A 22822-nucleotide genomic window follows, 5' to 3' on the forward strand; every position below is an offset into this window, starting at 1 on the left:
TGATCAACCGTCGCCGAGCGAGGGTATGTGCTCAATTCCCTGGAGGGAATATGCTTCGCTCGCACCATGAACGGTTTCGGTGCGGCACTGAGGGAATGGCGGGTACGGCGGCGGCTGTCGCAGCTCGAACTGGCGCTGCGGGCAGGCACCACGCAACGGCACGTGAGCTTCATGGAAAGCGGCCGCTCTGCGCCGGGGCGCGGCATGGTGGTGCGGGTCGCCGAATCGCTGCAACTGCCGCTGCGGGAACGAAACGCGCTGCTGCTGTCGGCCGGATACGCACCGAGCTACCCCGAGACCGATCTGGAAGATCCTGCGCTGCAACCGGTTATGGACAGTCTGCGGCGGTTGCTCGACGGGCACAGCCCGTACCCCGCGATCGTGGTGGACCGGTTCGGCGATCTGGTGGCGGCCAACAACGGGCTCGGCATACTCGCCGAGGGCGTCGCGCCGGATTTGCTGGAACCACCGGTGAACGTGCTGCGCCTGGCATTGCATCCGCGCGGAATGGCGCCGCGAATCCTGAACTTCGACGACTGGGCGCAACACGTACTCGAACGGCCGAGGCAGGACAACGCCCGCGCCCCGCACGAGCGACACGTGGCGATGCTGGCCGAGCTGGAGGGCTATCTGCCGCACCCGCCCCCGATAGGCACGGATCACCTCGGTTTCGCTGTCCCCCTGCGGCTTCGGTCGCGTCTCGGCGAGCTGAGCCTGATCACCGCGATCACCATCTTCGCCACCGCCGTGGACGTCACGATCTCCGAGCTGCGACTGGAAACGTTCCTGCCCGCCGATTCCCGCACCGCGGCAGCACTCGAGCGAAACACCTGGAAGTCGAACTCGTCGACCTGAACCGCCCGTATCAGGGGACCAATTCCTCTTGCCGCCGGGAAAAAGTAGCGGGATACTTGCTGAATGGCCGAGATGGCGGCGGAGAAAATGCGGTGCGAGTCGGCGGAGGTAGGGAAGGCCGCTCGTAAACGGCTCAGTCGTACCGATGCCGGGGTGTGGGAGGCGGGAACGGAACGGGCGGATCCGGTCGCGATTCTGGAGGGGCAGGCGCGGACTCGGCTGTCGATGCTGGTGCCGATCCGGTATGCGCGAATGATGCAGTCGCCGTTCGCCTTTCTTCGTGGTGCTCCGGCGATCATGGCGACGGATCTGGCGCGGGGAGCGAATACGGGGCTGGAGGTGCAACTGTGCGGTGACGCCCATATCTCGAACTTCGGTCTCTACGCCTCGCCGGAGCGGAATCTCGTATTCGATGTGAACGATTTCGACGAAACACTGCCCGGGCCGTTCGAATGGGACGTCAAGCGGCTGTCGGCCAGTGCCGCCGTCGCCGCGTATGACGATGGTTTCTCCGACCGGGAGGCCGGTGCCGTCGTCCGGGCCGCGGCCGCGGCCTACCGGGAGACGATGCGGCAGCTGGCCGCCCGGGACAGCCTGGACGTCTGGTATCAGATCACCGCCGCCGACGAAGTGCTGCAACTGATCGACAAACCGAAGCAGCGCAAGCGAGTCGAGAAGGCCGCCGGCAACGCCCGGCGGCGCACCAGCCTGCAGGCGTTGGACAAACTGACCGAACCGGACGCGCACGGCATTCCGCGGATCAAGAACCAGCCACCGCTGCTGGTCCCGATCGAAACGATCGACCGGCGGCTGGTCGAGGAGACATTCGCCGACTACCGGAGCAGCCTGCCGGACGAACGCCGGGTGCTGATCGACCGCTACGAAATCGTCGACTTCGCATTGAAGGTGGTCGGCGTCGGCAGCGTCGGGACCCGCTGCTTCGTCGTTTTGCTGCAGGACCGGGACACCGCGAGCCCACTGTTCCTGCAGATGAAGCAGGCCGAACATTCGGTGCTCGCGGGGCATCTGGCACCGAGCAGATATCGGCACCAAGGGCAGCGCGTGGTGGTGGGGCAGCGGCTGATGCAGTCGGCCAGCGATATCTTCCTCGGCTGGTGTTCGGGCCCCGAGCACAACCACTTCTACATGCGCCAGCTGCGAGATATGAAGGGCTCGGCCGATATCGCCACGCTGACCGCCGACGATCTGACGGTGTACTCGTCGCTGTGCGGGTCGGTGCTGGCCGGCGCCCACGCTCGCTCCGGCGACCGGACAGCGATCGCCTCCTATCTGGGCTCGACCGACGTATTCGACAGGGCGATGGTCGATTTCGGCTTGTCCTATGCCGTCCAGACGAGGGCGGACATGCGGGCAATGCAGGCCGCCATCGACTCCGGTCGCGTAGCCGTGGCGGCCGAACCGTACTGAACTCGCACCGGCCGCAGTAGCGTCGAGAACCAGTAGCGTCGAGAACTCCGTTGCCATATCCGATCCCGGACAGATCCGGGGGCCGGAGCCGAACGGCAGGTAGGCGTGCCGGCGGTGAGGTGATCCGGCGCCTCGGCCGGACGGTCAGTCCGCAACCAGGTCGGACGGCGGCCAGGCGTCGCCCCACTCGACCTTCCTGGACCGGCGGTACGTCCGGCCCTGGCGCTTGGCGACCAGGGTCGGCACGACACCGTCCTCCGGCGTGCAGACCTGCATGGTGACCAGTCCCTTGCGCTCGACCGGATGCCGCAGGATCCGCCCCGCGGCGCGTTCGTACGCGGTGCGGGAGGCGATGACGTAGGAGAACTTCTCGTCCTCGTGGCTCAGCTCGCCACCCTTCAGCCGGCGGTGCAGGGAGGTCCGATTGATCCGGGCACTGAAATGACACCAGTCCGCGCCGTCGGCCAGCGGGCACGGATCCTGGTGCGGGCACGGGGCGACCACCGTCAGTCCGGCGTCGATCAGCACCTCACGTGCGGCAAGGATTCTCTGGTGCCCGTCGGGCGTACCCGGCTCGATGACGGTCACCACCTCCGCGCTTTCGGAGGATCGGGCGATCAGAGCCGACTGGTCGGCCTGCGACAGCTCGCTCAGCACATACGACACGACAACCAGATCCGCGCCTCCCGGAAACGGCGACTCGGCGAAGGTGACCCGCCGCCAGCCGGCGGACCGCACGGCCGCGGACGCGGACCTCTCGGCCAGACGGCGTCCGAGCCGCAGCGCCTCGTCCACCTGATCCAGCACGGTGGCGGCCGTCAGAGAGGGGAACAGGTCGGCTGCGGCCCACAACGCCGCACCGGTTCCCCCGCCCACATCGAGGAGGGTCTCGGGACGGAAGTCGGTCGCGAGCTCCAGGAACTGCTCCAGCGCGCTGTACACGGCGCCGAAAGTGGCGGGCATGCGGTAGGCCGCATATGCGGCGACCTCGGTGGGCGAACCCAGAATGGGCTCGGTGGCCGGCCGCGGATCCCGGTATCGCGATATCAACCGATCGACCGCAACGGCCAGCTGCCGCTGGGGGATGCCCGCACAGGCCCTGTCGAGCCCCTCGACGAGTTCGACAGGCAGAGGCAACCCGGGTGCTCCTTCGTGTGTGCTGGCCGGGCCGCCATTCTGCCATGTGGCGCAATGCTGTTCGGCCGACGACCCGCCCGGTCGTGCCGGGTGGCCGTCACCCGAGGTTGCCGAGCGCCGCGAGGATGTCGGCGACCTCGGTGCGGGTCGTGAATTCGGGGTGGATGTCGGCGAAGCGGACGATGCGGTCCCGGTCGACGACGAGGACGGCCGGATAGGGAAGCCGGAGCGACCCTTCGGCGTTGAACTGCGCCAGATCCATGCCGAGCGTGCGCTGGGCGGCCAGGACGTCATCGGCCGGCCGGAACGCGATGCCGATCCGGTGGGCCACCCGGCTGCCGGGATCGGACAGCACCGTGAACTCGAGGCCGGCCTTCTCCGCGGTGGTCAGCGATTCGTCCGGGGTCTGGGGACTGATCGCCACCAGGCGAGCACCGAACTCGCCCAGCCGAGGCAGGAGTTCGTGCTGGTAGGCCCGCAGTGCCATGTTGCAGTACGGGCACCAGCCGCCCCGGTAGAACACGATCACGGCCGGACCGTCCGCGAGGATCTGCTCGAGCGCGACCGGCGTGCCCGTGGCGTCGTCCAGGGTGAAGGATTCCAGCTTGTCTCCCGCCCCGATCGCCTCCGCGGGGACGCCCTGAGCGAGAAAACCTTCGGCGCTGCGATCGAACACATCGACCACCTCGGCCGGAAGGTGTTCTGCCGCTGCTGCTTTCAGTTGGTCGGACTGCTGACGGAGCGTGGCCATCGGACCTCCTGATTATGCCACCGCAGACTGGACTGCGTAGTCCAGTAAGAGTGTGGGGCCGACGCTATTGGACTGTCAAGTCCAGTGTGGCGATACTGTGTCGATGGGAGCCGTGCCGACCACCGAACGAGGACGCCGAACCCGGCAGCGCATCGTGACCGCCGCGCGCGAAGTGGTGGCCGAGAACGGCGCGCTCGGCGCGAGCCTGGACGAGGTGGGTGCGCGCTCCGGTGCTTCGCGCAGCCAGCTCTACCACTACTTCGACGACAAGACCGACCTGCTGCGCGCCGTGGCCGAGGCCACCAACGACGGGGTGCTCGACGCCCAGGAGGACCTCTTCGCCGGCCTCGGCACCTGGGCGGGACTGGTCCGATGGACCGATGCGCTGGTCGAACTCCAGCACCGGCGCGGCGGGCGGGGCGGATGCCCCATCGCGAACCTCGTCGGCCAGCTCGGCGAGCGCGACGCCGACATCCGCGCCGTGCTCGCCTCGGGATTCGACCGCTGGGAAGCCGCCATCCGCACCGGACTGACGACCATGACCCGCTCGGGAGAACTGCGGCCCGACACCGATATCGCCGCCCTCGCCACCTCGACCCTGGCCAGCGTCCAAGGCGGCCTGCTCCTCGCCCAGGCCCGCCGAGACCCGCAAGCCCTCCGCCGCGCCCTGGACGGCGCCCTCACCCTCATCGCGAACTACAGATCGACGGACTAACCGACCCGCCCTGTCCGCAGCCGAAGTTCCGGCCCGCGACACCTCACCACACCAACGGGTGGTACCATATATGGCATGGTGAAAACGACCGTGTACCTCCCTGACGAGCTGGAGGTCCGGCTCGACGCGGAGGCCGCGGCTACCGGAGTGAGTAAGGCGGAACTCATCCGCCGCGGCGTCGCGATGCTGCTGGATGCGTCCGACCGGCCGCGCGACGACGCACCGCTGCCCGTCTTCCATAGCGGGCACTCGCGTAGCGCCGACGAGATGCGCGAGGACATCTATCGGGAGATCAAACAGCGGTCGGCCCGTCGATGATCGTCGTCGCAGACACCTCCGCGCTCTTCGCCGCATTCGACGCCGACCAAGACGAACACGGGCCCGCGCTGTCCGTCATGGAACAAGAGACCCTGATCATCTCACCGCTGGTACTCACCGAGCTGGATCATCTGACTCGTCGCGATCTCGGCTTCACCGCGGCGATGACGATCACCGACGCGCTGCTGACCCGAACCATCGACGGGCGCTACCGTCTCGCGGAACTGAAACACGTCGATCTGTCCACGGCACAATCGGTCCGAGCCAAATACGAAGGGCTGCAACTCGACCTCGCCGATGCGGTCGGCGTCGCGCTCGCCGACCGATATAAGACCGACTGCGTCTTCACCCTGGACCAACGCGACTTCCGCGCCATCGAACCGCTGACACCGGGCTTCCACTCATTCCGGATCCTGCCTGCGGACACATAGCTACTCGGGCAGCGCGGCCACACTGCCGTGAAGCGCGCGTCACCGAGACCACCTCGGCGAGGGAGCCGCCGATTTCCGGCGACACGCCCCGCCCGGCAGGCCCGCGGTCTGGCGCGGGCCATCGAAACCGGTGGGGCTTGCCGGTCAGCCCATCGACTTGGCGCCGTCGATGGCCTCGCGAATGATGTCGGCGTGGCCGGCGTGCTGGGCGGTCTCGGCGACGATGTGCAGCAGGGCGCGGCGCACCGACCAGTGGGTGTCCTGGAACCACGGCGCCGCCGGCAGCGGCCGGGTGGAGTTCAGGTCGGGGAGGGTGGCGACCATGTCGTCGGTGCGGGCGGCCACCTCCTCGTAGGCGGCGAGGATTCCGGACAGGGTCTCGCCCGGCAGCATGCGGAACTCGTCGGCGCGCTGCGCGAAATCCTCCTCGGTCATATCGTCGAAATCCTTCATCAGCGACTTGCCGCCCAGGATGAAATCGGCCCAGCCCCGCTCCACCGCGGTGACGTGCTTGATCAGACCGCCCAGGCACAGCTCGCTGTGGGTCGGGCGGGACGCGGCCTGCTCGTCGGACAGATCGCGCGTGGTGAAACGCAGGAAACGCCGGGCCGCCGCGAGCTGGGTGAGCAGATCGGCACGCTCGCCGGACAGCGCAGTGTTGGACTTCGGGTTGCTGAGGGTGGCGGACTCGGCCATGATTTTCGCCTTTCGAAGGTGGTGAATGGTGCTCCGTTGCTTCGAGATCCACGGTATGACCCCTAGCGGCCACTTTCTGACCTGAATGCGCCGGACACCGCACCGCGGTCGGCCGACGAAGGCTCAGCGGTCACAATCCGTCCGGAATAGGACCGACAATCGAGGCATGGCGAATACGAGCACGCGGACGCTGCGCCTGTTGTCCCTGCTGCAGACCCATAAGTACTGGCCAGGCGGCGAACTCGCCGACCGGCTCGGGGTATCGGCGCGCACCCTCCGCCGCGACGTCGACCGACTGCGGGACCTGGGATACCCCGTCGACGCGCGCCGCGGGGCCGACGGCGGCTACCAGCTCGCCGCGGGCGCCGCGCTCCCCCCGCTGATGGTCGACGACGACGAGGCCGTCGCGCTGGTGGTCGGCCTCCAGACCGCCACCGTGATGACCGCGCCCGGCGTCGCGGAATCGTCGGTCCGGGCGCTCGCCAAGCTCGTGCAGGTGATGCCGCCGCGGCTGCGGCGCCGGGTGGAGGCCATCCGGGCGATGACCGTCCCGGGCAGCTGGGGCGGTCAGCCCGGGCCCGCCGTCGATACCGGTGTGCTCACCTCGATCGCCCTGGCCTGCCGGGACACCGAACGCCTGCGCTTCCTGTACACCGCCGCCGACGGCCGCCGCACCGACCGGCACGTCGAACCGCATCGGCTGGTCTCGCTGGGACGCCGCTGGTATTTCGTGGCCTACGACCTGAACCGCCACGACTGGCGCAGCTTTCGCGTGGATCGGGTCGCCGAACTGGAGGGCGACGGTTCGCGCTTCCTGCCCCGTGATCTCCCGGCGGACGATGCCGCCGCATTCGTCCGCGCCGGACTGGACAACCTGCCCGGGCTGTACCGGGTCGAGGTGCTGATCGATGCCCCCGCCGAAACGGTTCGCGAACGCATCGGCCGCTGGAGCACCATCGAGGAAGTCGATCCGGGCCGGTGCCGAGTCTCGATGACCGCCGACTCGCTGGACTGGCCGACCATGGCCCTCGGCGTCGTCGACGCCGACTTCCAGATCCTGCAACCCCCGGAACTCATTGCCCAGGTCAAGAATTGGGCCGAACGTTTCGGGCGGGCATAGGCTCCGACATGCGACCGGTGCGGCCGAGGCCGGACCGCGTCAGTGAGGATGTCAGGGGATGTCAGCTCGACGTCAGGCCGGTATCAGCCCGAGCGGCGACCGTGGTCCCCATGAACAGCACAGCAATTGCGGCCTCCGGGCTGCGAAAAGCCTACGGGGACAAGACCGTCCTCGACGGCATCGATCTGAGTATCGATGCCGGGACCATCTTTTCTCTGCTCGGCCCGAACGGTGCGGGCAAGACGACGGCGGTGAACGTCCTGACCACGTTGTCGAGGGCCGACGGCGGCACGGCGCGCGTCGCCGGGCACGACATCGCGTCCGAGACCAAGGCGGTACGCGCGGCGATCGGGGTCACCGGTCAGTTCGCGGCGGTCGACGATCTGCTGACGGGGGAAGAGAACCTGCACATGATGGCGGACCTGCACCGCCTGCGGGGCGCCGCGGGCAAGCGGGTCGTCGCCGAGCTGCTGGAACGGTTCGATCTGGTGGAGGCGGCGCGCGAGCGGGCGGCCACCTATTCCGGCGGCATGCGCCGCAAGCTGGACCTGGCGATGACGCTGGTCACCAAGCCGCAGATCGTTTTCCTGGACGAGCCGACGACCGGACTGGATCCGCGCAGCCGCCGCACCATGTGGGAGATCGTGCGCGAGTTGACCTCCGGCGGTGTGACGATCTTCCTCACCACCCAGTACCTCGAGGAGGCCGACCAGCTGGCCGACCGGATCGCGGTGCTCGATCAGGGCCGCATCGTCGCCGAAGGCACGCCCGACGACCTCAAGCGCCGAGTACCCGGCAGCCATATCCAGCTCCGGTTCGCCGGCCGCACGGAACTTGATGCGGCGGAACTGATTCTGCCCGACGCCACCCGGGACGACGAGGCCCTGACATTGCGGGTGCCCGGCAGCGGCGGGTCGGCATTCCTGCGCCACCTGCTGGACCGGCTCGCCGAATCCGCGGTCGAGGCCGAGGAGGTCACCGTCCACACCCCCGACCTCGACGACGTTTTCCTCTCCCTCACCGGACATGCGACCACGGAGGTCACCGCATCATGAGCACCCTGACCGCACCGCTGGCCGATTCGTCGATCATGCTGCGCCGCAACGCCAGACATATCGCCCGATCCCCGGTCACGATATTCAACGCGGCGCTGATGCCGGTCGTGATGATGCTGATCTTCGTGTACGTGTTCGGCAACGCCTTCGATGTCGGCGGGGACTACATCGACTACGCGACACCGGGTTTGATCCTGCTGGCCATCAGCTACGGGTTGTCGGGCACCGCGGTCGCGGTGAGCTCCGATATGGCGAAGGGCATCATCAACCGGTTCAAGGTCATGGACGTCTCCCGCGGCGCCGTGCTGACCGGACATGTCGCGGCCACCATCCTGACCAACGTGGTCGCCATCGCGGCCGTTGTCGGTGTGGCCTTCGCGCTGGGATTCCGTTCGCCCGCAACGTCACTCGAATGGCTCGGCGCGATCGGCATCATGGCGGCGACCTCGTTCGCGGCCTCCTGGCTCACGGTCGCGCTGGGGATGGCCGCGAAGACCCCGGAGTCCGCGGGTATGACCGTGGTGCCGCTGATCATGCTGCCCTTCGTGAGCAGCGCGATCGTGCCGGCCGACAAGATGGGGCCGGGCGTCCGGCAGTTCGCGCAGTATCAGCCCTTCACGCCGATCATCGAGTCGCTGCGCGGATTTCTCACCGGCACCCCGTCCGGCGGCTACACCGCCGCCGCGCTCGCCTGGTGCGCCGGGTTCGCCGTCATCGGATACGTGTGGTCACGCGCCACGTTCAACAAGCGAGCGTAGCCGCTACCAGGTCGCGCCAGTTCGCTTGTGCCCCAGCCCGCGTCGCCTCGGTGAAGAGTTCTTCGCCGAGGCGGCGCCGCGCGGTCCGCTCGATCCGGATCTCGTCCGGATGCGAACGATCGGGCAGCCCGCGCACTCCGGCGGCCGCCGCGAGCAGGCGCGCGGCCTGTTCGACGTCGCCGGCACGCAGCGCCAGGTCCGCGATCCCGACGATCACCTGGGCGGCGAGGGGTGCGTAGCCCGCCTCGGCGGCCGCCCGGAAGGCCGCGGTGTGGCGCGCGCGGGCCTCGTCGAGATCCTCGGCGAGGTTGCCGAGCAAGTTTTGTACCGTCGCGCTGATGTGCGCCTGCTCCGCGTCGCTGCCCAGAACCGTTGTCGCGGTGTCGATCTGGCGGTATGCCTCCTCGCTGTCACCGTTCCACCGATACAGTTCCGCCTTCGCGAGGGCCGCGAGGGCCAGGGCATTCGGCCAGGCCGCTCGGTCCGCGCACCGCTGCGCCTCGGCCATCGCGAACTCGCTCGCCTCCGAATCACCCAGCAGCCAGTACAACTGGGCCTGCCGCGCCCGCATCCGGACCGCGTCCTCGATCGCGCCGACCTCGGTGACCACCGCGACCGCCTGATCGAAATAGTCACAGGCGGAGGCGAATTCACCCCGCACGGCGATGCGCTCCGCCAGTTCTGTCAGCGCGAGCGAGATCCCCCAGCGCTCCCCGATCGCGCGGAACTCGGCGAGCGCCGCCTCCAGATACTCGTCCGCCTCCCACCCCGCGTGGCCGAGTACGACCCGCAGCCTGCCCAGCAGCAGCCGGGCCTGGGCGCGCACCCAGGGGTCGTCGTCGGTGAGTAGCGGTTCGAATGCGTGCAGGTATTCGTCCGGGCCCTGCAACATGTGTTCCAGCGCGGCGGCGAATGCCAGCAGCGGATAGCGGGACCGGCTGTGCCGGCTGAACCGGTACGACTTGTGGATCCACTCCGCCATCCGGCGCTCGTCGCTCGGCCCGGAACTCAGGAAATGCGTGACCAGCCCGTACAACATGGCCCGGGTCTCGTCGTCCACGTCACCGGGGAGGTCGGCGGCCGCGGTGACCAGTTCGAGGCCCTCGGCCTTGTGCCCGCTGAGCCACCAGTACCAGCCCGCGCCCGCCGCGAGCCGCATCGCCCCGGTCGCGTCGCCGGCCGCGAGTGCGCCGCGCATCGCGGCGGCGATGTTGTCGTGCTCGGCCTCGAGGACGGCGAGCCATTCCAGCTGCTCGACCCGGCGCAGATGCGGTTCGGCGGTCGCGGCCAGGTCGGTGAAGTACGAAAGATGTTCCCGGCGTGCGAGGTCCGCTTCTCCCGCGGCCACGAGCCGCTCCCGGGCGTACTGCTTGATCGTGTCCAGCATCCGGTAGCGCGGAGCGCTCTCGCTCGCGGGGAGCAGCAGCGATTTCTCGGTCAGCGCGGTCAGCAGGTCGAACACCTCCCACCGCTCGACCGCCGCATTCTCCTCGCCCACCTGCCGCCCGGGCGCCGCTCCTGCCTTCTCCCCCTGCGCTTCGGATCGACCGCCGGCGTTCCGTCCTTCCCCCCGCGCCTCGGATCCGTCGGCGCTGTTCTTCCCATCTTCCCGCGCTTCGGATTCGTCGCCGCTGTTCTTCCCGTCTCCCCGCGCTTCGGGCCCCACCCCGTTGCCCGCGCAAACCTGCTCGGCCGCTTCCACACTCGCGCCGCCGGAGAACACCGCAAGCCTGCGCAGAACGATCCGTTCGGCGTCGCTGAGCAGCTCCCAGCTCCAGTCGACCACCGCGCGCAACGTCCGGTGCTGCGGGATGGCGGTGCGGCTGCCGCCGGTCAGCAGGCGGAACCGATCGTCGAGGCGGTCGGCGAGCTGATCGAGGGACATCGTGCGCAGCCTGGCCGCGGCCAGTTCGATCGCCAGCGGAATCCCGTCCAGCGCCCGGCAGACCCGCGCCATGGTGGCCAGGGCGCGGGGATCGGCCGCGAGATCCTTGCGCACCGCACCGGCCCGGTCGCGCAGGAGCCGCACGGCCGGGGAGGATTCGATCTCGCCCGGATCCGCGTCCTCGGCGGGCAGCGCCAGCGGCACGACCTGCCACAGCGCCTCGCCGGTGATGCCGAGCGGTTCCCTGCTCGTGGCGAGAATCCGTAACCCGCGGCACTCGCCGAGGACCCGATGGGCGAATGCCGCCGCCGACTCGATCACGTGCTCGCAGTTGTCCAGGATCAGCAGCGTTTCGCGGTCGCGGATCGCCGCGATGAGCCGGTCGATCGGTTCCGCATCCGGTGCGCCGCCGAGCATGTTGTCCCGGAGGCCGAGCGCGGCGAGCGCCGATTGCGCCAGGCCGCCGGCACCCTGGCCGTCGGTATCCGCCGCCGCGTCTCCCCCGCGCCCGCCTCGCGAATCCTCCCCGCCCCCTTGACCTCCGGGCCCACGCCCCGCACCGGTCGCGCCGACGGAGGCCAGCTCCACCAGCCACGCTCCGTCCGGTAGGTCGTCGAGCAGGGTGCGGGCGGTTTCCAGCGCCAGCCTGGTCTTCCCCGAGCCGCCCGGCCCGGTCAAGGTGGTGAGCCGATGCTCCGCGAGCAGTTCGCGCACGGCGGCGACGTCGGCGTATTTGCCGACGAAGCTGGTCAATTCGGCCCGCAGATTCGTCCTGCGGCCGGTCTCCTGCGCTCCCACCTCGCCGCGCAACAGCGCGACATGCAGTGCGGACAGCTCCGGTGACGGATCCACGCCCAGCGTGTCGGCCAGCGCTTCCCGCGCCCGCTGGTACACGACCAGGGCCTCGGGGCCACGGCCCGCGGCGCCGAGCGCACGCATCAGCGCGGCGATGAGCCGCTCCCGCACCGGATTCCGGGCCACCAGCTCGGTCAGCTCGGTGACCAGCTCCGGCCCGCGGCCCAGGCGGATCTCCGCCTCGTATCGATCCTCGAGGGCGGCCAGGTACATCCCCTCGAACCGGATGATCACCGCGTCGACGGCCGCGCTGTCCTTCACCTCGATATCCCGCATCGGCGCACCGCGCCACAGCTCGAGGGCCTCGCGCAGCAGCTCGAGCCGTCGCATCCCGGCGCCGCCGCGGGCCTCGTCGAGGAGCTGTTCGAAGTGCACGGCGTCGACCGCGCGGGGCTGCACGGCCAGCCGGTACCCGCCCGCCTGGGCGTCGAGCGACCCGTCCGGTAATACCCTGCGCAGCCGAGAGACCAGGGCCTGCAAGGCGTTCGCCGCATCGGCGGGTGGTCGTTCGCCCCAGATCCAGTCGACCAGCGTCGATTTCGCGACCACGCGGCCGGGGTCGAGAGCGAGGGCGATCAGCAGCGCCCGTAACCGGGCACCCGGTATCTCGATCACTCCACCGTCATCTGCTCGGATGTCGAGCGGGCCGAGCAACGCGATCTGCACCGGACCATTCTGCCGTGCACGATCGGCGGCCCGCAGCCCGGCCGCACTCCCGCCGTCCGCTGTGACCAGGACGAACACCATGTCAGCCGGTCTGTCAGATCGATGTCAGGCCGGTATCAGCCGGTCAGGCGACCGTATTCCTCGTGAGCAGCACGGCGATCGGGACCACGGATCGACAATCCACCACCCCGCCGCGCATCTCACGCACCGACCGATTCGCACAGCCGAGGAGTACGCCATGACCACATTCCCGACCCCCGACCCGATTAGCGTCACCGTCGACGTGCTGTCCGGCACCGTCGAGGTCGTCGCCTCGGACCGCACCGACACCGTCGTCGAGATCCGGCCGGCCGACGAGACCAAGAAGAGCGACGTGCGCGCCGCCGAGCAGACCCGGGTCGATTTCGCCGACGGCGCCCTGACCGTGCGGACGCCGAAGGACTGGCGGACCTACACCCCGTTCGGCGGCAACCCGTCGATCGAGGTGACCATCCGGGTGCCCGCCGGCTCCCGGCTGAAGGGCACCGCCGCCGTCGGCCGACTGCTGGGCGCGGGCGAACTCGGCCGGTGCGACCTGGAGATATCCGCCGGTGACATCGAGGTCGAGCGCCCGCTCGGCTCGGTCACCGCGAAGACCTCCCAGGGCGACATCCGGATCGGCGAGGCGTCACGCGGCGAACTGCGCCTGGAGACGACCATGGGCGATCTGGAGGTGGGCATCCACCCGGGCAGCGCGGTGCGGCTGGAGACCACCGTGCAGCACGGTGCCGTGCAGAACCTGCTGCAACCGGTCGACCGGTCGCAGGACGGCGCGGACGTCGTGCAGGTGTACGCGCGCAACGCGTACGGCAACGTCATCGTCCGGCACGCCACCGCCGCCTGATGCGAACGGCGGCACTGTCGGCCCGAGCCTGCCACCCGCACCGGTGCGCGCCTCGTGCCGGCGAAGTGCCTTCCGGCGCACGCACGGAACCCACGTACCGCCGTGGACCGCCCGGCGCCGTGTCAGTGGACTGTCAGGCCGGTGTCAGCCGGTGCGGCGACAGTCTTCCCCTGACCGGCACAGCAATCGCGGCCTCCGAACCGCAGAAAACCCACGGGGACAAGACCTTTACTGCATCCCCTCCCGACCGTGCACGGGGAGATCACCGATGGAACTCAGGATGAACCGGGACCGCTGTATCGGTGCCGGCATGTGCGTACTGACCGCACCCGACGTATTCGACCAGGACGACGCGGACGGCCGGGTGCTGCCGCTGGACACCACACCCGCACCGGAGCGGGAGCCGGCCGTCCGCGAGGCCGTCCGGATGTGCCCGTCCGGCGCGATCACCCTCCCCACTACCGATTAGGAAATCCGATGAGCCAGACAGTTCCCGTCCCGCACGGCCTCCCCACCGAGCGCACTGCCGGCCCCTTCGACCCGCCCCGTGAAATCACCGCGCTGCGCGAGGCTCGCCCGGTCAGTCCCCTGATCTTCCCCGACGGTCACGAGGGCTGGCTGGTCACCGGGTACGAGGCGGTCCGCAAGCTGATGGCCGACACCCGGTTCAGCTCCCGCCAGGACATCGGCGTGGTGCACGCGCTGGAGAACATCCCCGACATGCCCGCGGTCACCGAGCCGTCCCCGCAGGTGCCGGGCCTGTTCATCGCCATGGACCCGCCGGATCACACCCGGCTGCGGCGCAAGCTCACCGGCGCCTTCACCGTCCGGCGCATGCGGCAGCTCGAGGAGCACATCGTCGATATCACCGAGCGGCAACTCGACGAGATGGCGCGCCTGAGCCCGCCGGTCGACCTGGTGAGGGCGTTCGCGCTGCCGGTGCCCTCGCTGGTGATCTGCGAAATGCTCGGCGTCCCCTACGCCGACCGGGAAACCTTTCAGGTCAACTCCGCGAAGTTCCTGATCAAGGATCAGCCGATCGAGGAGAAGATGGCCGCGTACGGCGCGATGACCACGTACCTGGCCGAACTGGTCACCCGCAAGCGCGCCGAACCGGGCGACGACATCCTGTCCGACCTGGCTCGCGACGAGGATCTCGGCATCGACGAGCTGACCGGCATCGCGTTCCTGCTGCTGCTCGCCGGCCACGAGACCACCGCGAACATGTTGGCGCTCGGCACCTTCGCGCTCCTGGAACATCCCGAACAGGCGGCCGCCCTGCGCGCCGACCCGGAACTGCTGCCCGACGCCGTCGAGGAACTCTTGCGCTATCTGTCCGTCGCCGACATCTTCTATCGCTACGCCACCGACGACATCGAACTCGGCGGCGAAACGATCGGCAAGGGTTCGACGGTGGTCGTCTCGCTGCTGGCCGCCAACCACGACCCGCGGCGCTTCGACAACCCCGACACCCTGGACATTCACCGCACGGCCCGCGGCCACCTGTCCTTCGGCCACGGTGTCCACACGTGCCTGGGGCAGCAGCTGGCCCGCATCGAGATGCGCGCCGGTTTCGGCGGCCTGCTGCGCCGCTTCCCGACGCTCCGGCTCGCCGTCCCCGCCGGCGAGGTGCGGCTGCGGACCGACATGAATATCTACGGCGTGCACGAACTGCCGGTCACCTGGACGGAAACGGCCGGGTAGTCCCTCTGCCGAGCACGCCGACTCGCGCCGGGCCGATTATCTCGATCGGCCCGGCTCGAGTGCCGAACCTGTTGCGCGACAGGCGCTTTCCCTCAGTACAGCCCGGAACTCAACGGTCCGGAAACAGCCTTCGACCGACGGGAGCACGACCCGACCAGCCGACTCCTACGCCGATCGGTACCGGCGCTCGTGCCAGGCGCGCAGCGAGCCCAGTGCCGGACCGGCGGGATGATCGTGGCTGGTGGTCTTGCGGCTACCGATCTCCTCACCACCGTCGCGAACGAGGGTGTAGCAATCCAGGGAACACACGTGATAGACGAGGCCACCGAAAGTGACGCACCGGCACTCGCGCGAGCACGGCCGCCCGCAGTGGTCACAACTGTCGGCCGTCACGTCGGAGGGGCGTGGGGGCCGACATGCCGCACCGTCATCGATCTCGCGACGAGTACGGGCACGCCGGATGGCTTCCGCTGTCGTAGTGGCCGGTGCCGCTCCCATGGCGAACCTCCCTGGTCGCATTGGCCGATCCTGCCGATCGCCTGCCATTCGCGTCTTACCCGGACGTCGCCCCACCGAGCCGGACGACCGACAAACGTTGCGCCCCCTTCAGTTTCCGCGCTTCGCCCGCAGCCGCAGCTACGGGCGGCTCAAGCGACTGTTTGGGACGCCCAGTACTCGCGGAGGTTCCGGATCAGGCCGTTGTCGAACTCCAAGATCGCAACCTCACGCATGACTTTCCGGACCTGTTGCGGCACATCGTCGAACGTGGCTTCCCATTCGGCGACAGCGGTGTCCCCGTCCATATATAGGCTCAGCAACTTGCAACTGATATTCGCTTGTTCTGCAACAACTTTGGATCCCCAGTACTCACGGATACCTTCATGGTTCGCGATCGGTGCCTCGAAGGCACGCTCGTGATAGGTCGCGTCCGCGGTGAAGATCGTGACAATGAGGTCCGGATCCTGGGTCTCCCACGCCCGGATGTAGTCCGCGACCACCGATTCCACATGCTGCCTGGTCAGAGTCATCGCGCCTCCACCACATCATCGACATCGAGGGGACCATCGGCATACGAGTGCATGCCGAGGCAACTGTAGACCAGCGCAGGATCCTCCAAATCAGTCTCGCCCGATCCGCGCCACCCGCGAACGTGCGCCGTCGCGCCGCGCCATTGGGTGCCAGCGGAATTCGTCGGTCCGGAGAAATTCGGTTGCTCGTTCTATGTGTGCACCGGTTCGCTGGTGGTATGTGTCGGGGAACGAACAATGTGCCGGTGCTGACCGACGGCCGCGGGGTGGTGCTACGTGGCCATCGACTCGGCGATCTGACCGCGATTGTGGAGCAGTGTTCCGACCCGGACATGGTCCGCTTCACGACAGTGCCGCGCCCGTACGGAATACAGGACGGCCGTGAGTTTCTGCGATACGCCCGGACCGCGTGGGAGCAGCAGGCACCCACGTCGACGCGGATCTGGGCTATCACGACCGAAGTCGCCGGAGTCGAACACTTCGCCGGGACCATCGACTACCGTCCGACCGGCCACGGCACGGCCATTGTGGGCTACGGACTCCACCCTGCTCATCGAGGGCGCGGTCTCATGTCGACTGCTCTGGGACTGGTCATAACCTGGGCGTTCGAGCACGACTGTCAGGAACTGTTCCAGTGGCAGGCCGTGGTCGGCAACTGGGCTTCGGCGAAAACGGCATGGCGACACGGATTTCGCCTGGAAGGCTGGGTTCGTGGGCTGTGCGTGCAACCGGACGGCGGCGTGTTCGACGGATGGATTGCCACACTGCATCGTGACGATCCACGCACCCCATGCCAGCCGTGGCCTTGGGTGGTTGAACCTCGATAACGCCGGCGCGGACGCGGTTTGCGGTTCATGAGCGTGTCGCGATAAGGGCTTCGGTTCGGATGTTTCCCGGGAAGACCCCGGAGGGGAATTGTTCGGTCAGGGCGTCGCGAAGTTCTCGTTCGAACGCGGCGCGTTGTTCTTCACTGTCGAACTGGGCGGGCGCAGAGAAGGAATAGGAGAACTGGAGCCCTACGAGCGAGTCGAGATCTCGTTCGAGCTTCCAGGTCCATCCGACGGTCTCGACGTTGGAGAAGGGGGAACGGTGTAGTACGTCTGCGTGGCCCTCTTCGGGGTGGCTGTAGGTGCTGGAGCCGGCACGTCGGTCCGGGCCCAGGTACTTCGTGCGGATGGCAGTGATGGTGTCGTTCCAGGACGGCGGGGTCTGGGTCTCGGGTTTACCACCGCTGGCGATCACGACGGCCCCGGCGGGCAGGATGAGCCGGTCCAGAACCCGGAGGACGGCGTCGCGATCCATCCAGTGGAACGCGGCGCCCATTGTGGCCAGCGTCAGATCCGGAAGATCAAGCTCGGACAATCGGTAGGAGTCGCCCACGAGCCACTCGATATTGTCGATCTCGCGTTCTTCGGCCAAGCGTCCGCCTTCGGTGAGCATGCTCGGCTCGGGGTCAATGGCCAGGACGCGGCCGACATGGGGCGCTAGGGGCAAGGCGATTTGGCCTGTGCCACAACCCAAGTCGAGTATCTGTTGGGTGCCGTCGAGCGCGAAGCGCGCGACGAGACGATCGAAGAACTCCGGCGGGTATCCCGAGCGGTATCGCGCGTAGTAGGGAGCGGTCGAGCGGAACAGTTCGTCCGGGTTGTAGCGCACTAGGTGACCTCGTTATGTGTTCGACGATGGGCAGTGGAACGTGGCGAGCAGGAGCCGGGTGATCGTGATACTTCAAGGGGCGCGGAGCTGCCGCAACGACTCTCGAGCCTGAGCGAAGCGTTGCCTCGCAGTACCCCGCGGGTTTCGTCAGCTTTTGGTCGGCGTCGGTTATTCGTTGGTACCGCGGTGGTCATGGTTGCCATGTTTCGGCTTCGTGTCGAGTCCACCACTGCCGCAGCGGTTCGGCTCCGCGCCCCTTGGCCACGGATCCGTCCGAGTTTCGATCGGTGGCGCCCAGGAGTTGGCGTTGGATATCGCTCAAATCGGTGCGGTCGAGCAGTTCAGGAGCGGGATCGTCGACGGGGGCGAGCCATCGGTAGCCGTACTGGATCATGATCGCGATGCGTGGGTGTCCGGAGGTGTTGATTCCCCCGGCGTGCCAGGTTCGGTTTTCGAACACGATGGCGTCCAGGCCGGCTTGTCGACCGGCGGGGTGACAGCTCGGGCGACGTCGATGGAGACGGCATCCTATATCGGCAGCTAAAGGCGTCCGACATACGCTGCAACACCGAATGTTGTCACCAGGCGATGGTCCAATGGGATGAGGAGGCCTCATGCTCATTAAGTGCGCTGATTGCGACGCGATGTTCGACCCTCGGCCATCAGGGCGCGGGCCGAGCCGTCAGCGGTGCGAGGAACACGTCAAGCTCCGTAAGGCGGAGTTGATCCGGGCTCGCGACGCCCTCAATCGCGCCAAAGAGTGGGGGGTTGCGACGGAACTTGTCATCGCGCGAGAGGTATTCGAGCGGGACGGCTGGATATGCCACCTGTGCGGCGGGCTAATCCCGGAGCCTTTGCGTACAACCCGAGTTCTCGGCGGCAAGCATGATCCACTGTCCCCGGTAGCCGATCATGTGATTCCGCTATCCAAAGGCGGCCCTCACACGATGGAAAATTGTCGTGCGGCTCATTGGACATGTAATGCTCGCAAATTCAACATGGAGCGAGAACCCGAGAGCAGCGCGGGGCCGCCCGCTGACAGACCTGCGCGGCAGGTTTGGGAGGGCGGTCGGGAGTGCAAGCTCGACGGGTGCCCGCGTCCAGTCGCAGGGCACAGGCTGTGCCAGGCGCACCTCCGGCGCTTGAAGAAATACGGTGACTCAAACAAAGTCAAATGCGGTTGTGGGTGCGGTGAACTGATAACCGTCGCGGCGAGCGTCGCCGTCGCTGTCGTTGATCTCGATGGCCACGGTGTCATGAGCGGCGTTGCGGTTTCTCCGGCGGTGAAGCTAAGGAACGGACTGGTTCCCCAGCCGGTCTCCCAGCGAGGCAAGAATTTTCACGGATTGACGGGCGATTGCCAAGTATGGACCGGTTCAAAGAACAAGATCGGGTACGGCCGCATGTATGTGAAGGTGCCGGGCCAGAAGCGTAGGGGACGTGTCGTCCAAGTTCACCGTCTCGCCTATGAGCTTGCCAATGGCGAGGGTTCAGTCCTCAATCTGACGATTGACCACTTGTGCGGCGTCCCATTGTGCTGCAATCCGCGTCATCTCGAAGCGGTGACGATCGGCGAGAACCTGCGGCGAGCTGCCGTCGTGATACTTGCTTGCCCACAAGGGCATCCCTACAATGATGAGAACACGGACTACAGTCCCGACGAGCATCGGCGTTGCCGTCAATGTAACACGGACCGATATCACGTCGAAAACCATGGGCACGAATTTGTCGCTGACCCCGAGAATGCCAGCGACCTGCGTCGACGGTGCCTAATCTGTCGGCAACGCGAGGAATCGACGCCCCAATTCTGCCCACAGGGACATGAATACACGCCCGAGAACAAGCGAATCGGCACGGATGGCAAACGATATTGCCAGCAATGCATTTGGGACCGGACACACCTCCCGCAATTTGGGCACTCATTTGTGCCAGACCTGGACGGCCCGGTCAAGAAACGGCGTTGCCTCACCTGTCGCAAGTTGAACCCGCCTCCAACGCATTGCGTCAACGGTCACAAATTTACCAAGGCGACAACGGAGTACACCGCAAAAGGGTGGCGCAATTGCGTGCTGTGCCGCCTCAACGCCGACCACGTTCCGAAGCATGGGCACGGGTATGTGATCGACGCGAGCAATCCGACGACGGTTCGCCGGTGTCGCGTGTGTTTCCAAGCGAAACATGCAGAGGCGAAGTTCTGTCCGTATGGTCATGAGTTCACACCCGAGAATACGAGACTCAAGAATGGGTGGCGGAACTGTCGAGCATGTGAACGCAATAGAGGGCACCGCAAGTTATTTGACCACGATTTCGTTGTCGACCCAAATAGCGGCAAACAAACACGCTGTCTGACTTGCACCCAAGCCCGCACGGCCCGCTAGTACTCCAGCCGGACATTTGATCATTGATGCTGCTGGTCAGCGGGCTGGACGTGGAGCGGCCACCGCATGATCATGATGATCATGTCGTGTTTGTGTGTGACACAACTGAATTGGCGGTGGCAGCGGCTGCCATCGTAGACCCTGATCGGTGGCAGCGGGAGTTCGAAGGGCTGACCGGCGCGTGGGTGCCCGGTTCGCGCGGGTGGAGACCCGCGCGGCCGGGGCGAGGTTGCTCTTCATCGAACGGGCACACCGGTACGCAAGATAGCCGAGAAATACAACGTCAACCTTCGCAGCTTCAAACGCCTCCTACGAGCCAATGGCGTACGCCGCTGGAACCACGAAGACGCCTCGTAGACAGTCACGCCAGATCGGCAAGCCGTGTTCGTTAGGCCGCCGATTGGGTACGGTCTTGCTCATGGCTGCTGAGCATCCGACCATCTTGGCGACTTCCATGGGGTTCAACCGTGCGCGCAACCCGTGGGAACCGTCGCCGGTTTTCCGCTTCGCCTGTGAGTTGGCCGGTGATCCATCGCGGCCGAAGTTGTGTTTTATATCGACAGGTACTGGAGATAAACAGGCCAATATTGACGCCTTCTACGACGCATTTGCTAATAGCAGCGTGGACACAAGTCACCTTTCTCTATTCGATAAACCGAACGTGCCGGACATAGCCGCGCACCTACACGGGCAAGATGTGATCTGGGTCGATCGGGGCAGTGTAGTAAATCTGTTGGCGGTCTGGCGTGCTCATGGCCTGGATAAGGTCCTTCAGGATTGCTGGCAAAAAGGTGTCGTTCTGGGCGGCGAGTCGGCGGGGTCGGTGTGTTGGTTCAACAGTGGTACTACGGATTCATTCGGTGACATACGGCCGTTCACCGACGGGCTTGGGTTTCTACCTTTCGCCAGCGCCGTGCATTACGGCGACCGTCGGGAGCACTTCCGGGAATGTGTTATGTCTGGAGCATTGCCGGACGGCTATGCCACCGACGCGGGTGCGGGATTGCACTTTTCCGGTACCGAATATGTGGCTGCGATCAGCGACCGAAAGAGCGCCGGAGCCTACAGAATTACACGCCAGGCGGACGGCACCGTTACAGAGGAGGCCCTGGACGTTATTCGCCTCAAGCGGTAGACATGAGACGCCGAATAACGGCTTTGACATCCTCACGGCCGTGCCATTGCCGAAGGACAGGCAACGCTCGGCGTAGTTCGCTGCGTGCTGACAGCGACCCTATACGGTCGATATCGTCCAAGGCAGTGAGAGACAGCTGCGCGGCCTCATAAGGTTGGCCGGCATTGGCAAAGGCGCGGACGAGCTTGGCGCGCGTAATAGTCGCGGTGCGAACCGATGAGGCCGACAGCGACGCTAGACGCGGTTGAAGAATCGGCACAACACGTTGGCCTCGACCAAGATAGATATCGCACGTGGTGCGAAATATGGTGAACAGGTCATCATCGACCACGCTGCGTTGACCAAGTAGCGCGTCGCCTTCGCGTACGGGCTTTTCAAGCAATTTCATGGCGCGGTCAAGCGCTCGGTTACTGGCGTTTTCGTCGCCAGCCAACGCGTACCCGAAGGCCATCTGTTTCACAGCCAATCCCTGAATACGGGGCGATGCGCCACTCATACTCAAGACAACGCTAGCGTTGTCCACCGCCCGGTAACCGTCGCTGGCGAAGCTAATGGCGACCATTGAACGGCGCACGAAACCATAGGCGGAAATATCATGCCAGTCGGCGGCTTGGCCCCACTGACTAGCGCGGTCAATCCAATACATCGCGGCTGTAACGTCTCCGGCTTCCTCACTGAGCCAACTCAACGATTCGGCGTATCGGGCTTGCATCCGGGTAAATGCCTGCCGCGTGTGGCCGGTGGTGCGGCGGCGTAGTCCATCCAGAATCGCTACGTTGCCCGTCAAACCGTCGATAAGGCTGGATGGTGGCAAGCTGCGGGCGGCGACTTGGAATCCGGCGTAGGCATCCTCAAAGGACTCCAGGGTGTCATCACCGAGCGGAATAGTTTCGAGCGCCTTTTCGAACTTGGCCAGCAGTTGCCCTGCGGCAATCCCGACGCCCAATGAGGCCAGCAGCTCCCGCCGTGACAGTGGCATCGAAACACCTCCTTCGGGCAGCTCCACAATGAGCGTGTCACTCTGCGATACCCCGCCAGCGCGACCGTTGACGCCATGGTCGGTGCCGCGCATCAGAGCGGCGATGACACCCCCGGTGCGGTAGATGTCGTCCAGCTCGGCGGCCAGCCACGGGTGCAGCTGACGACGGCCGGACTCTACATAGGACACCAGAGACTCCGCGCACCCCGCTTGGCGCGCGACCACCGCCAACGTCAAGCGTCGGGACTTCCGCAGATCACGCAGCACCGCCCCAAGCTCGGCGTTGTTGGGCATGGCCGTCACCTCTTGACAGTTCTTCACAAACGCGCCGGATTGATCGACTCCAACCAGTCAAACACACAAAACTACAGGTGAGACACCTAGCGCCG

23 protein-coding genes and 1 pseudogene are annotated in these 22822 nt (G+C 66.7%); 15 read left to right on the top strand and 9 right to left on the bottom strand.

The annotated features are described in order from the left end of the window. The first annotated feature begins 66 nt into the window (after positions 1 to 66). Complete coding sequence (locus D892_RS0106875; RefSeq protein WP_024800537.1) at positions 67 to 855, top strand: helix-turn-helix domain-containing protein; 789 nt, start codon at positions 67 to 69, stop codon at positions 853 to 855. A gap of 63 nt (positions 856 to 918) precedes the next feature. Continuing rightward, positions 919 to 2283, top strand: a complete 1365-nt coding sequence (locus D892_RS0106880; RefSeq protein ID WP_024800538.1) for a DUF2252 domain-containing protein — start codon at positions 919 to 921, stop codon at positions 2281 to 2283. Positions 2284 to 2427: 144 nt separating this feature from the next. On the opposite strand, the gene D892_RS0106885 is transcribed toward D892_RS0106880, so the two are convergent. Beyond that, a complete protein-coding gene (locus D892_RS0106885; protein WP_024800539.1) occupies positions 2428 to 3420 on the bottom strand; it encodes a small ribosomal subunit Rsm22 family protein in 993 nt (330 codons plus the stop codon). Between the two features lie 97 nt (positions 3421 to 3517). After that, positions 3518 to 4171: a peroxiredoxin-like family protein gene (locus tag D892_RS0106890; RefSeq protein ID WP_024800540.1), complete on the bottom strand. Its 654-nt coding sequence runs from the start codon at positions 4169 to 4171 to the stop codon at positions 3518 to 3520. 103 nt (positions 4172 to 4274) lie between these two features. On the opposite strand from D892_RS0106890, the gene D892_RS0106895 reads away from it, so the two are divergent. The 3 genes from D892_RS0106895 to D892_RS0106905 all read left to right on the top strand — a co-directional run bounded on the left by D892_RS0106895 (position 4275) and on the right by D892_RS0106905 (position 5635). Beyond that, a complete protein-coding gene (locus tag D892_RS0106895) occupies positions 4275 to 4886 on the top strand; it encodes a TetR/AcrR family transcriptional regulator (protein ID WP_036568317.1) in 612 nt (203 codons plus the stop codon). A gap of 75 nt (positions 4887 to 4961) precedes the next feature. After that, the gene (locus D892_RS0106900) at positions 4962 to 5204 is read left to right on the top strand and encodes a CopG family transcriptional regulator (RefSeq protein ID WP_051499019.1); all 243 of its coding nucleotides are present in this window, start codon (positions 4962 to 4964) and stop codon (positions 5202 to 5204) included. After that, entirely contained in the window at positions 5201 to 5635 is a 435-nt protein-coding gene (locus D892_RS0106905; protein WP_024800543.1) for a type II toxin-antitoxin system VapC family toxin, read from the top strand. Before D892_RS0106900 ends, D892_RS0106905 begins: the two co-directional genes overlap by 4 nt. Before the next feature lie 144 nt (positions 5636 to 5779). Here the strand turns inward: D892_RS0106905 and D892_RS0106910 are convergent, their stop codons facing one another. Then, positions 5780 to 6331 carry a DinB family protein gene (locus D892_RS0106910; protein ID WP_024800544.1) on the bottom strand — a complete coding sequence of 184 codons (552 nt, stop codon included), beginning with the start codon at positions 6329 to 6331 and terminating at the stop codon, positions 5780 to 5782. Between the two features lie 166 nt (positions 6332 to 6497). On the opposite strand from D892_RS0106910, the gene D892_RS0106915 reads away from it, so the two are divergent. From D892_RS0106915 to D892_RS0106925, 3 genes are all read left to right on the top strand, one after another. Then, positions 6498 to 7451, top strand: coding sequence for a YafY family protein (locus D892_RS0106915; protein ID WP_024800545.1), 954 nt, complete (start codon positions 6498 to 6500; stop codon positions 7449 to 7451). A gap of 110 nt (positions 7452 to 7561) precedes the next feature. Next, complete coding sequence (locus tag D892_RS0106920; protein ID WP_024800546.1) at positions 7562 to 8506, top strand: daunorubicin resistance protein DrrA family ABC transporter ATP-binding protein; 945 nt, start codon at positions 7562 to 7564, stop codon at positions 8504 to 8506. Then, positions 8503 to 9264: an ABC transporter permease gene (locus D892_RS0106925; protein WP_024800547.1), complete on the top strand. Its 762-nt coding sequence runs from the start codon at positions 8503 to 8505 to the stop codon at positions 9262 to 9264. The genes D892_RS0106920 and D892_RS0106925 overlap by 4 nt, the downstream gene beginning before the upstream one ends. Here the strand turns inward: D892_RS0106925 and D892_RS48390 are convergent. Further along, positions 9248 to 12751 (bottom strand): BTAD domain-containing putative transcriptional regulator, encoded by a 3504-nt coding sequence (locus tag D892_RS48390; RefSeq protein ID WP_232236016.1) that lies wholly within the window; start codon positions 12749 to 12751, stop codon positions 9248 to 9250. The two genes, D892_RS0106925 and D892_RS48390, sit on opposite strands and share 17 nt — an antisense overlap. A 157-nt stretch (positions 12752 to 12908) precedes the next feature. Between D892_RS48390 and D892_RS0106935 the strand changes: the two genes are divergently transcribed. The 3 genes from D892_RS0106935 (at position 12909) to D892_RS0106945 (ending at position 15257) form a co-directional block, all read left to right on the top strand. Then, on the top strand, positions 12909 to 13553 hold the full coding sequence (locus tag D892_RS0106935; protein ID WP_024800549.1) for a DUF4097 family beta strand repeat-containing protein: 645 nt from the start codon (positions 12909 to 12911) through the stop codon (positions 13551 to 13553). Between the two features lie 268 nt (positions 13554 to 13821). Then, positions 13822 to 14022 (top strand): ferredoxin, encoded by a 201-nt coding sequence (locus tag D892_RS0106940; RefSeq protein WP_024800550.1) that lies wholly within the window; start codon positions 13822 to 13824, stop codon positions 14020 to 14022. Between the two features lie 8 nt (positions 14023 to 14030). Then, a complete protein-coding gene (locus D892_RS0106945; RefSeq protein ID WP_024800551.1) occupies positions 14031 to 15257 on the top strand; it encodes a cytochrome P450 in 1227 nt (408 codons plus the stop codon). 165 nt (positions 15258 to 15422) lie between these two features. Here D892_RS0106945 and D892_RS46460 read toward each other — a convergent pair whose 3' ends face one another. Both D892_RS46460 and D892_RS0106955 read right to left on the bottom strand, forming a co-directional pair. Beyond that, the gene (locus tag D892_RS46460; RefSeq protein ID WP_156959411.1) at positions 15423 to 15566 is read right to left on the bottom strand and encodes a hypothetical protein; all 144 of its coding nucleotides are present in this window, start codon (positions 15564 to 15566) and stop codon (positions 15423 to 15425) included. A gap of 338 nt (positions 15567 to 15904) precedes the next feature. After that, entirely contained in the window at positions 15905 to 16285 is a 381-nt protein-coding gene (locus D892_RS0106955; protein WP_024800552.1) for a nuclear transport factor 2 family protein, read from the bottom strand. A gap of 245 nt (positions 16286 to 16530) precedes the next feature. Between D892_RS0106955 and D892_RS0106960 the strand changes: the two genes are divergently transcribed. Then, positions 16531 to 17112, top strand: a complete 582-nt coding sequence (locus D892_RS0106960) for a GNAT family N-acetyltransferase (RefSeq protein WP_198036849.1) — start codon at positions 16531 to 16533, stop codon at positions 17110 to 17112. A gap of 25 nt (positions 17113 to 17137) precedes the next feature. On the opposite strand, the gene D892_RS0106965 is transcribed toward D892_RS0106960, so the two are convergent. Both D892_RS0106965 and D892_RS0106970 read right to left on the bottom strand, forming a co-directional pair. After that, positions 17138 to 17941, bottom strand: a complete 804-nt coding sequence (locus tag D892_RS0106965; RefSeq protein WP_024800554.1) for a class I SAM-dependent methyltransferase — start codon at positions 17939 to 17941, stop codon at positions 17138 to 17140. A gap of 190 nt (positions 17942 to 18131) precedes the next feature. Next, positions 18132 to 18401, bottom strand: a complete 270-nt coding sequence (locus tag D892_RS0106970; protein WP_024800555.1) for a hypothetical protein — start codon at positions 18399 to 18401, stop codon at positions 18132 to 18134. 184 nt (positions 18402 to 18585) lie between these two features. Between D892_RS0106970 and D892_RS49535 the strand changes: the two are divergent. From D892_RS49535 to D892_RS44915, 3 genes and pseudogenes are all read left to right on the top strand, one after another. Further along, positions 18586 to 18921, top strand: a pseudogene (locus D892_RS49535) (HNH endonuclease); the annotation flags it as partial. Between the two features lie 423 nt (positions 18922 to 19344). Next, positions 19345 to 20319, top strand: a complete 975-nt coding sequence (locus D892_RS49540) for an HNH endonuclease (RefSeq protein ID WP_369801812.1) — start codon at positions 19345 to 19347, stop codon at positions 20317 to 20319. A gap of 418 nt (positions 20320 to 20737) precedes the next feature. After that, entirely contained in the window at positions 20738 to 21454 is a 717-nt protein-coding gene (locus D892_RS44915) for a peptidase E (RefSeq protein WP_084161469.1), read from the top strand. Here the strand turns inward: D892_RS44915 and D892_RS0106985 are convergent. Then, positions 21444 to 22727 (bottom strand): helix-turn-helix transcriptional regulator, encoded by a 1284-nt coding sequence (locus D892_RS0106985; protein ID WP_156959412.1) that lies wholly within the window; start codon positions 22725 to 22727, stop codon positions 21444 to 21446. The genes D892_RS44915 and D892_RS0106985 overlap by 11 nt on opposite strands. Between the last annotated feature and the right edge of the window lie 95 nt (positions 22728 to 22822).

The organism is Nocardia sp. BMG51109 (assembly GCF_000526215.1).
Lineage (GTDB): Bacteria > Actinomycetota > Actinomycetes > Mycobacteriales > Mycobacteriaceae > Nocardia.

Coding starts and splice junctions, on each gene's coding strand:
- D892_RS0106955 (WP_024800552.1), bottom strand. CDS start 16,285: ATGACTCTGACCAGGCAGCATGTGGAATCGGTGGTCGCGGACTACATC.
- D892_RS48390 (WP_232236016.1), bottom strand. CDS start 12,751: ATGGTGTTCGTCCTGGTCACAGCGGACGGCGGGAGTGCGGCCGGGCTG.
- D892_RS0106905 (WP_024800543.1), top strand. CDS start 5,201: ATGATCGTCGTCGCAGACACCTCCGCGCTCTTCGCCGCATTCGACGCC.
- D892_RS0106985 (WP_156959412.1), bottom strand. CDS start 22,727: ATGCCCAACAACGCCGAGCTTGGGGCGGTGCTGCGTGATCTGCGGAAG.
- D892_RS0106935 (WP_024800549.1), top strand. CDS start 12,909: ATGACCACATTCCCGACCCCCGACCCGATTAGCGTCACCGTCGACGTG.
- D892_RS0106875 (WP_024800537.1), top strand. CDS start 67: ATGAACGGTTTCGGTGCGGCACTGAGGGAATGGCGGGTACGGCGGCGG.
- D892_RS0106915 (WP_024800545.1), top strand. CDS start 6,498: ATGGCGAATACGAGCACGCGGACGCTGCGCCTGTTGTCCCTGCTGCAG.
- D892_RS0106945 (WP_024800551.1), top strand. CDS start 14,031: ATGAGCCAGACAGTTCCCGTCCCGCACGGCCTCCCCACCGAGCGCACT.
- D892_RS44915 (WP_084161469.1), top strand. CDS start 20,738: ATGGCTGCTGAGCATCCGACCATCTTGGCGACTTCCATGGGGTTCAAC.
- D892_RS0106900 (WP_051499019.1), top strand. CDS start 4,962: ATGGTGAAAACGACCGTGTACCTCCCTGACGAGCTGGAGGTCCGGCTC.
- D892_RS0106925 (WP_024800547.1), top strand. CDS start 8,503: ATGAGCACCCTGACCGCACCGCTGGCCGATTCGTCGATCATGCTGCGC.
- D892_RS0106880 (WP_024800538.1), top strand. CDS start 919: ATGGCCGAGATGGCGGCGGAGAAAATGCGGTGCGAGTCGGCGGAGGTA.
- D892_RS0106940 (WP_024800550.1), top strand. CDS start 13,822: ATGGAACTCAGGATGAACCGGGACCGCTGTATCGGTGCCGGCATGTGC.
- D892_RS0106910 (WP_024800544.1), bottom strand. CDS start 6,331: ATGGCCGAGTCCGCCACCCTCAGCAACCCGAAGTCCAACACTGCGCTG.
- D892_RS0106890 (WP_024800540.1), bottom strand. CDS start 4,171: ATGGCCACGCTCCGTCAGCAGTCCGACCAACTGAAAGCAGCAGCGGCA.
- D892_RS49540 (WP_369801812.1), top strand. CDS start 19,345: ATGTATGTGAAGGTGCCGGGCCAGAAGCGTAGGGGACGTGTCGTCCAA.
- D892_RS0106920 (WP_024800546.1), top strand. CDS start 7,562: ATGAACAGCACAGCAATTGCGGCCTCCGGGCTGCGAAAAGCCTACGGG.
- D892_RS0106895 (WP_036568317.1), top strand. CDS start 4,275: ATGGGAGCCGTGCCGACCACCGAACGAGGACGCCGAACCCGGCAGCGC.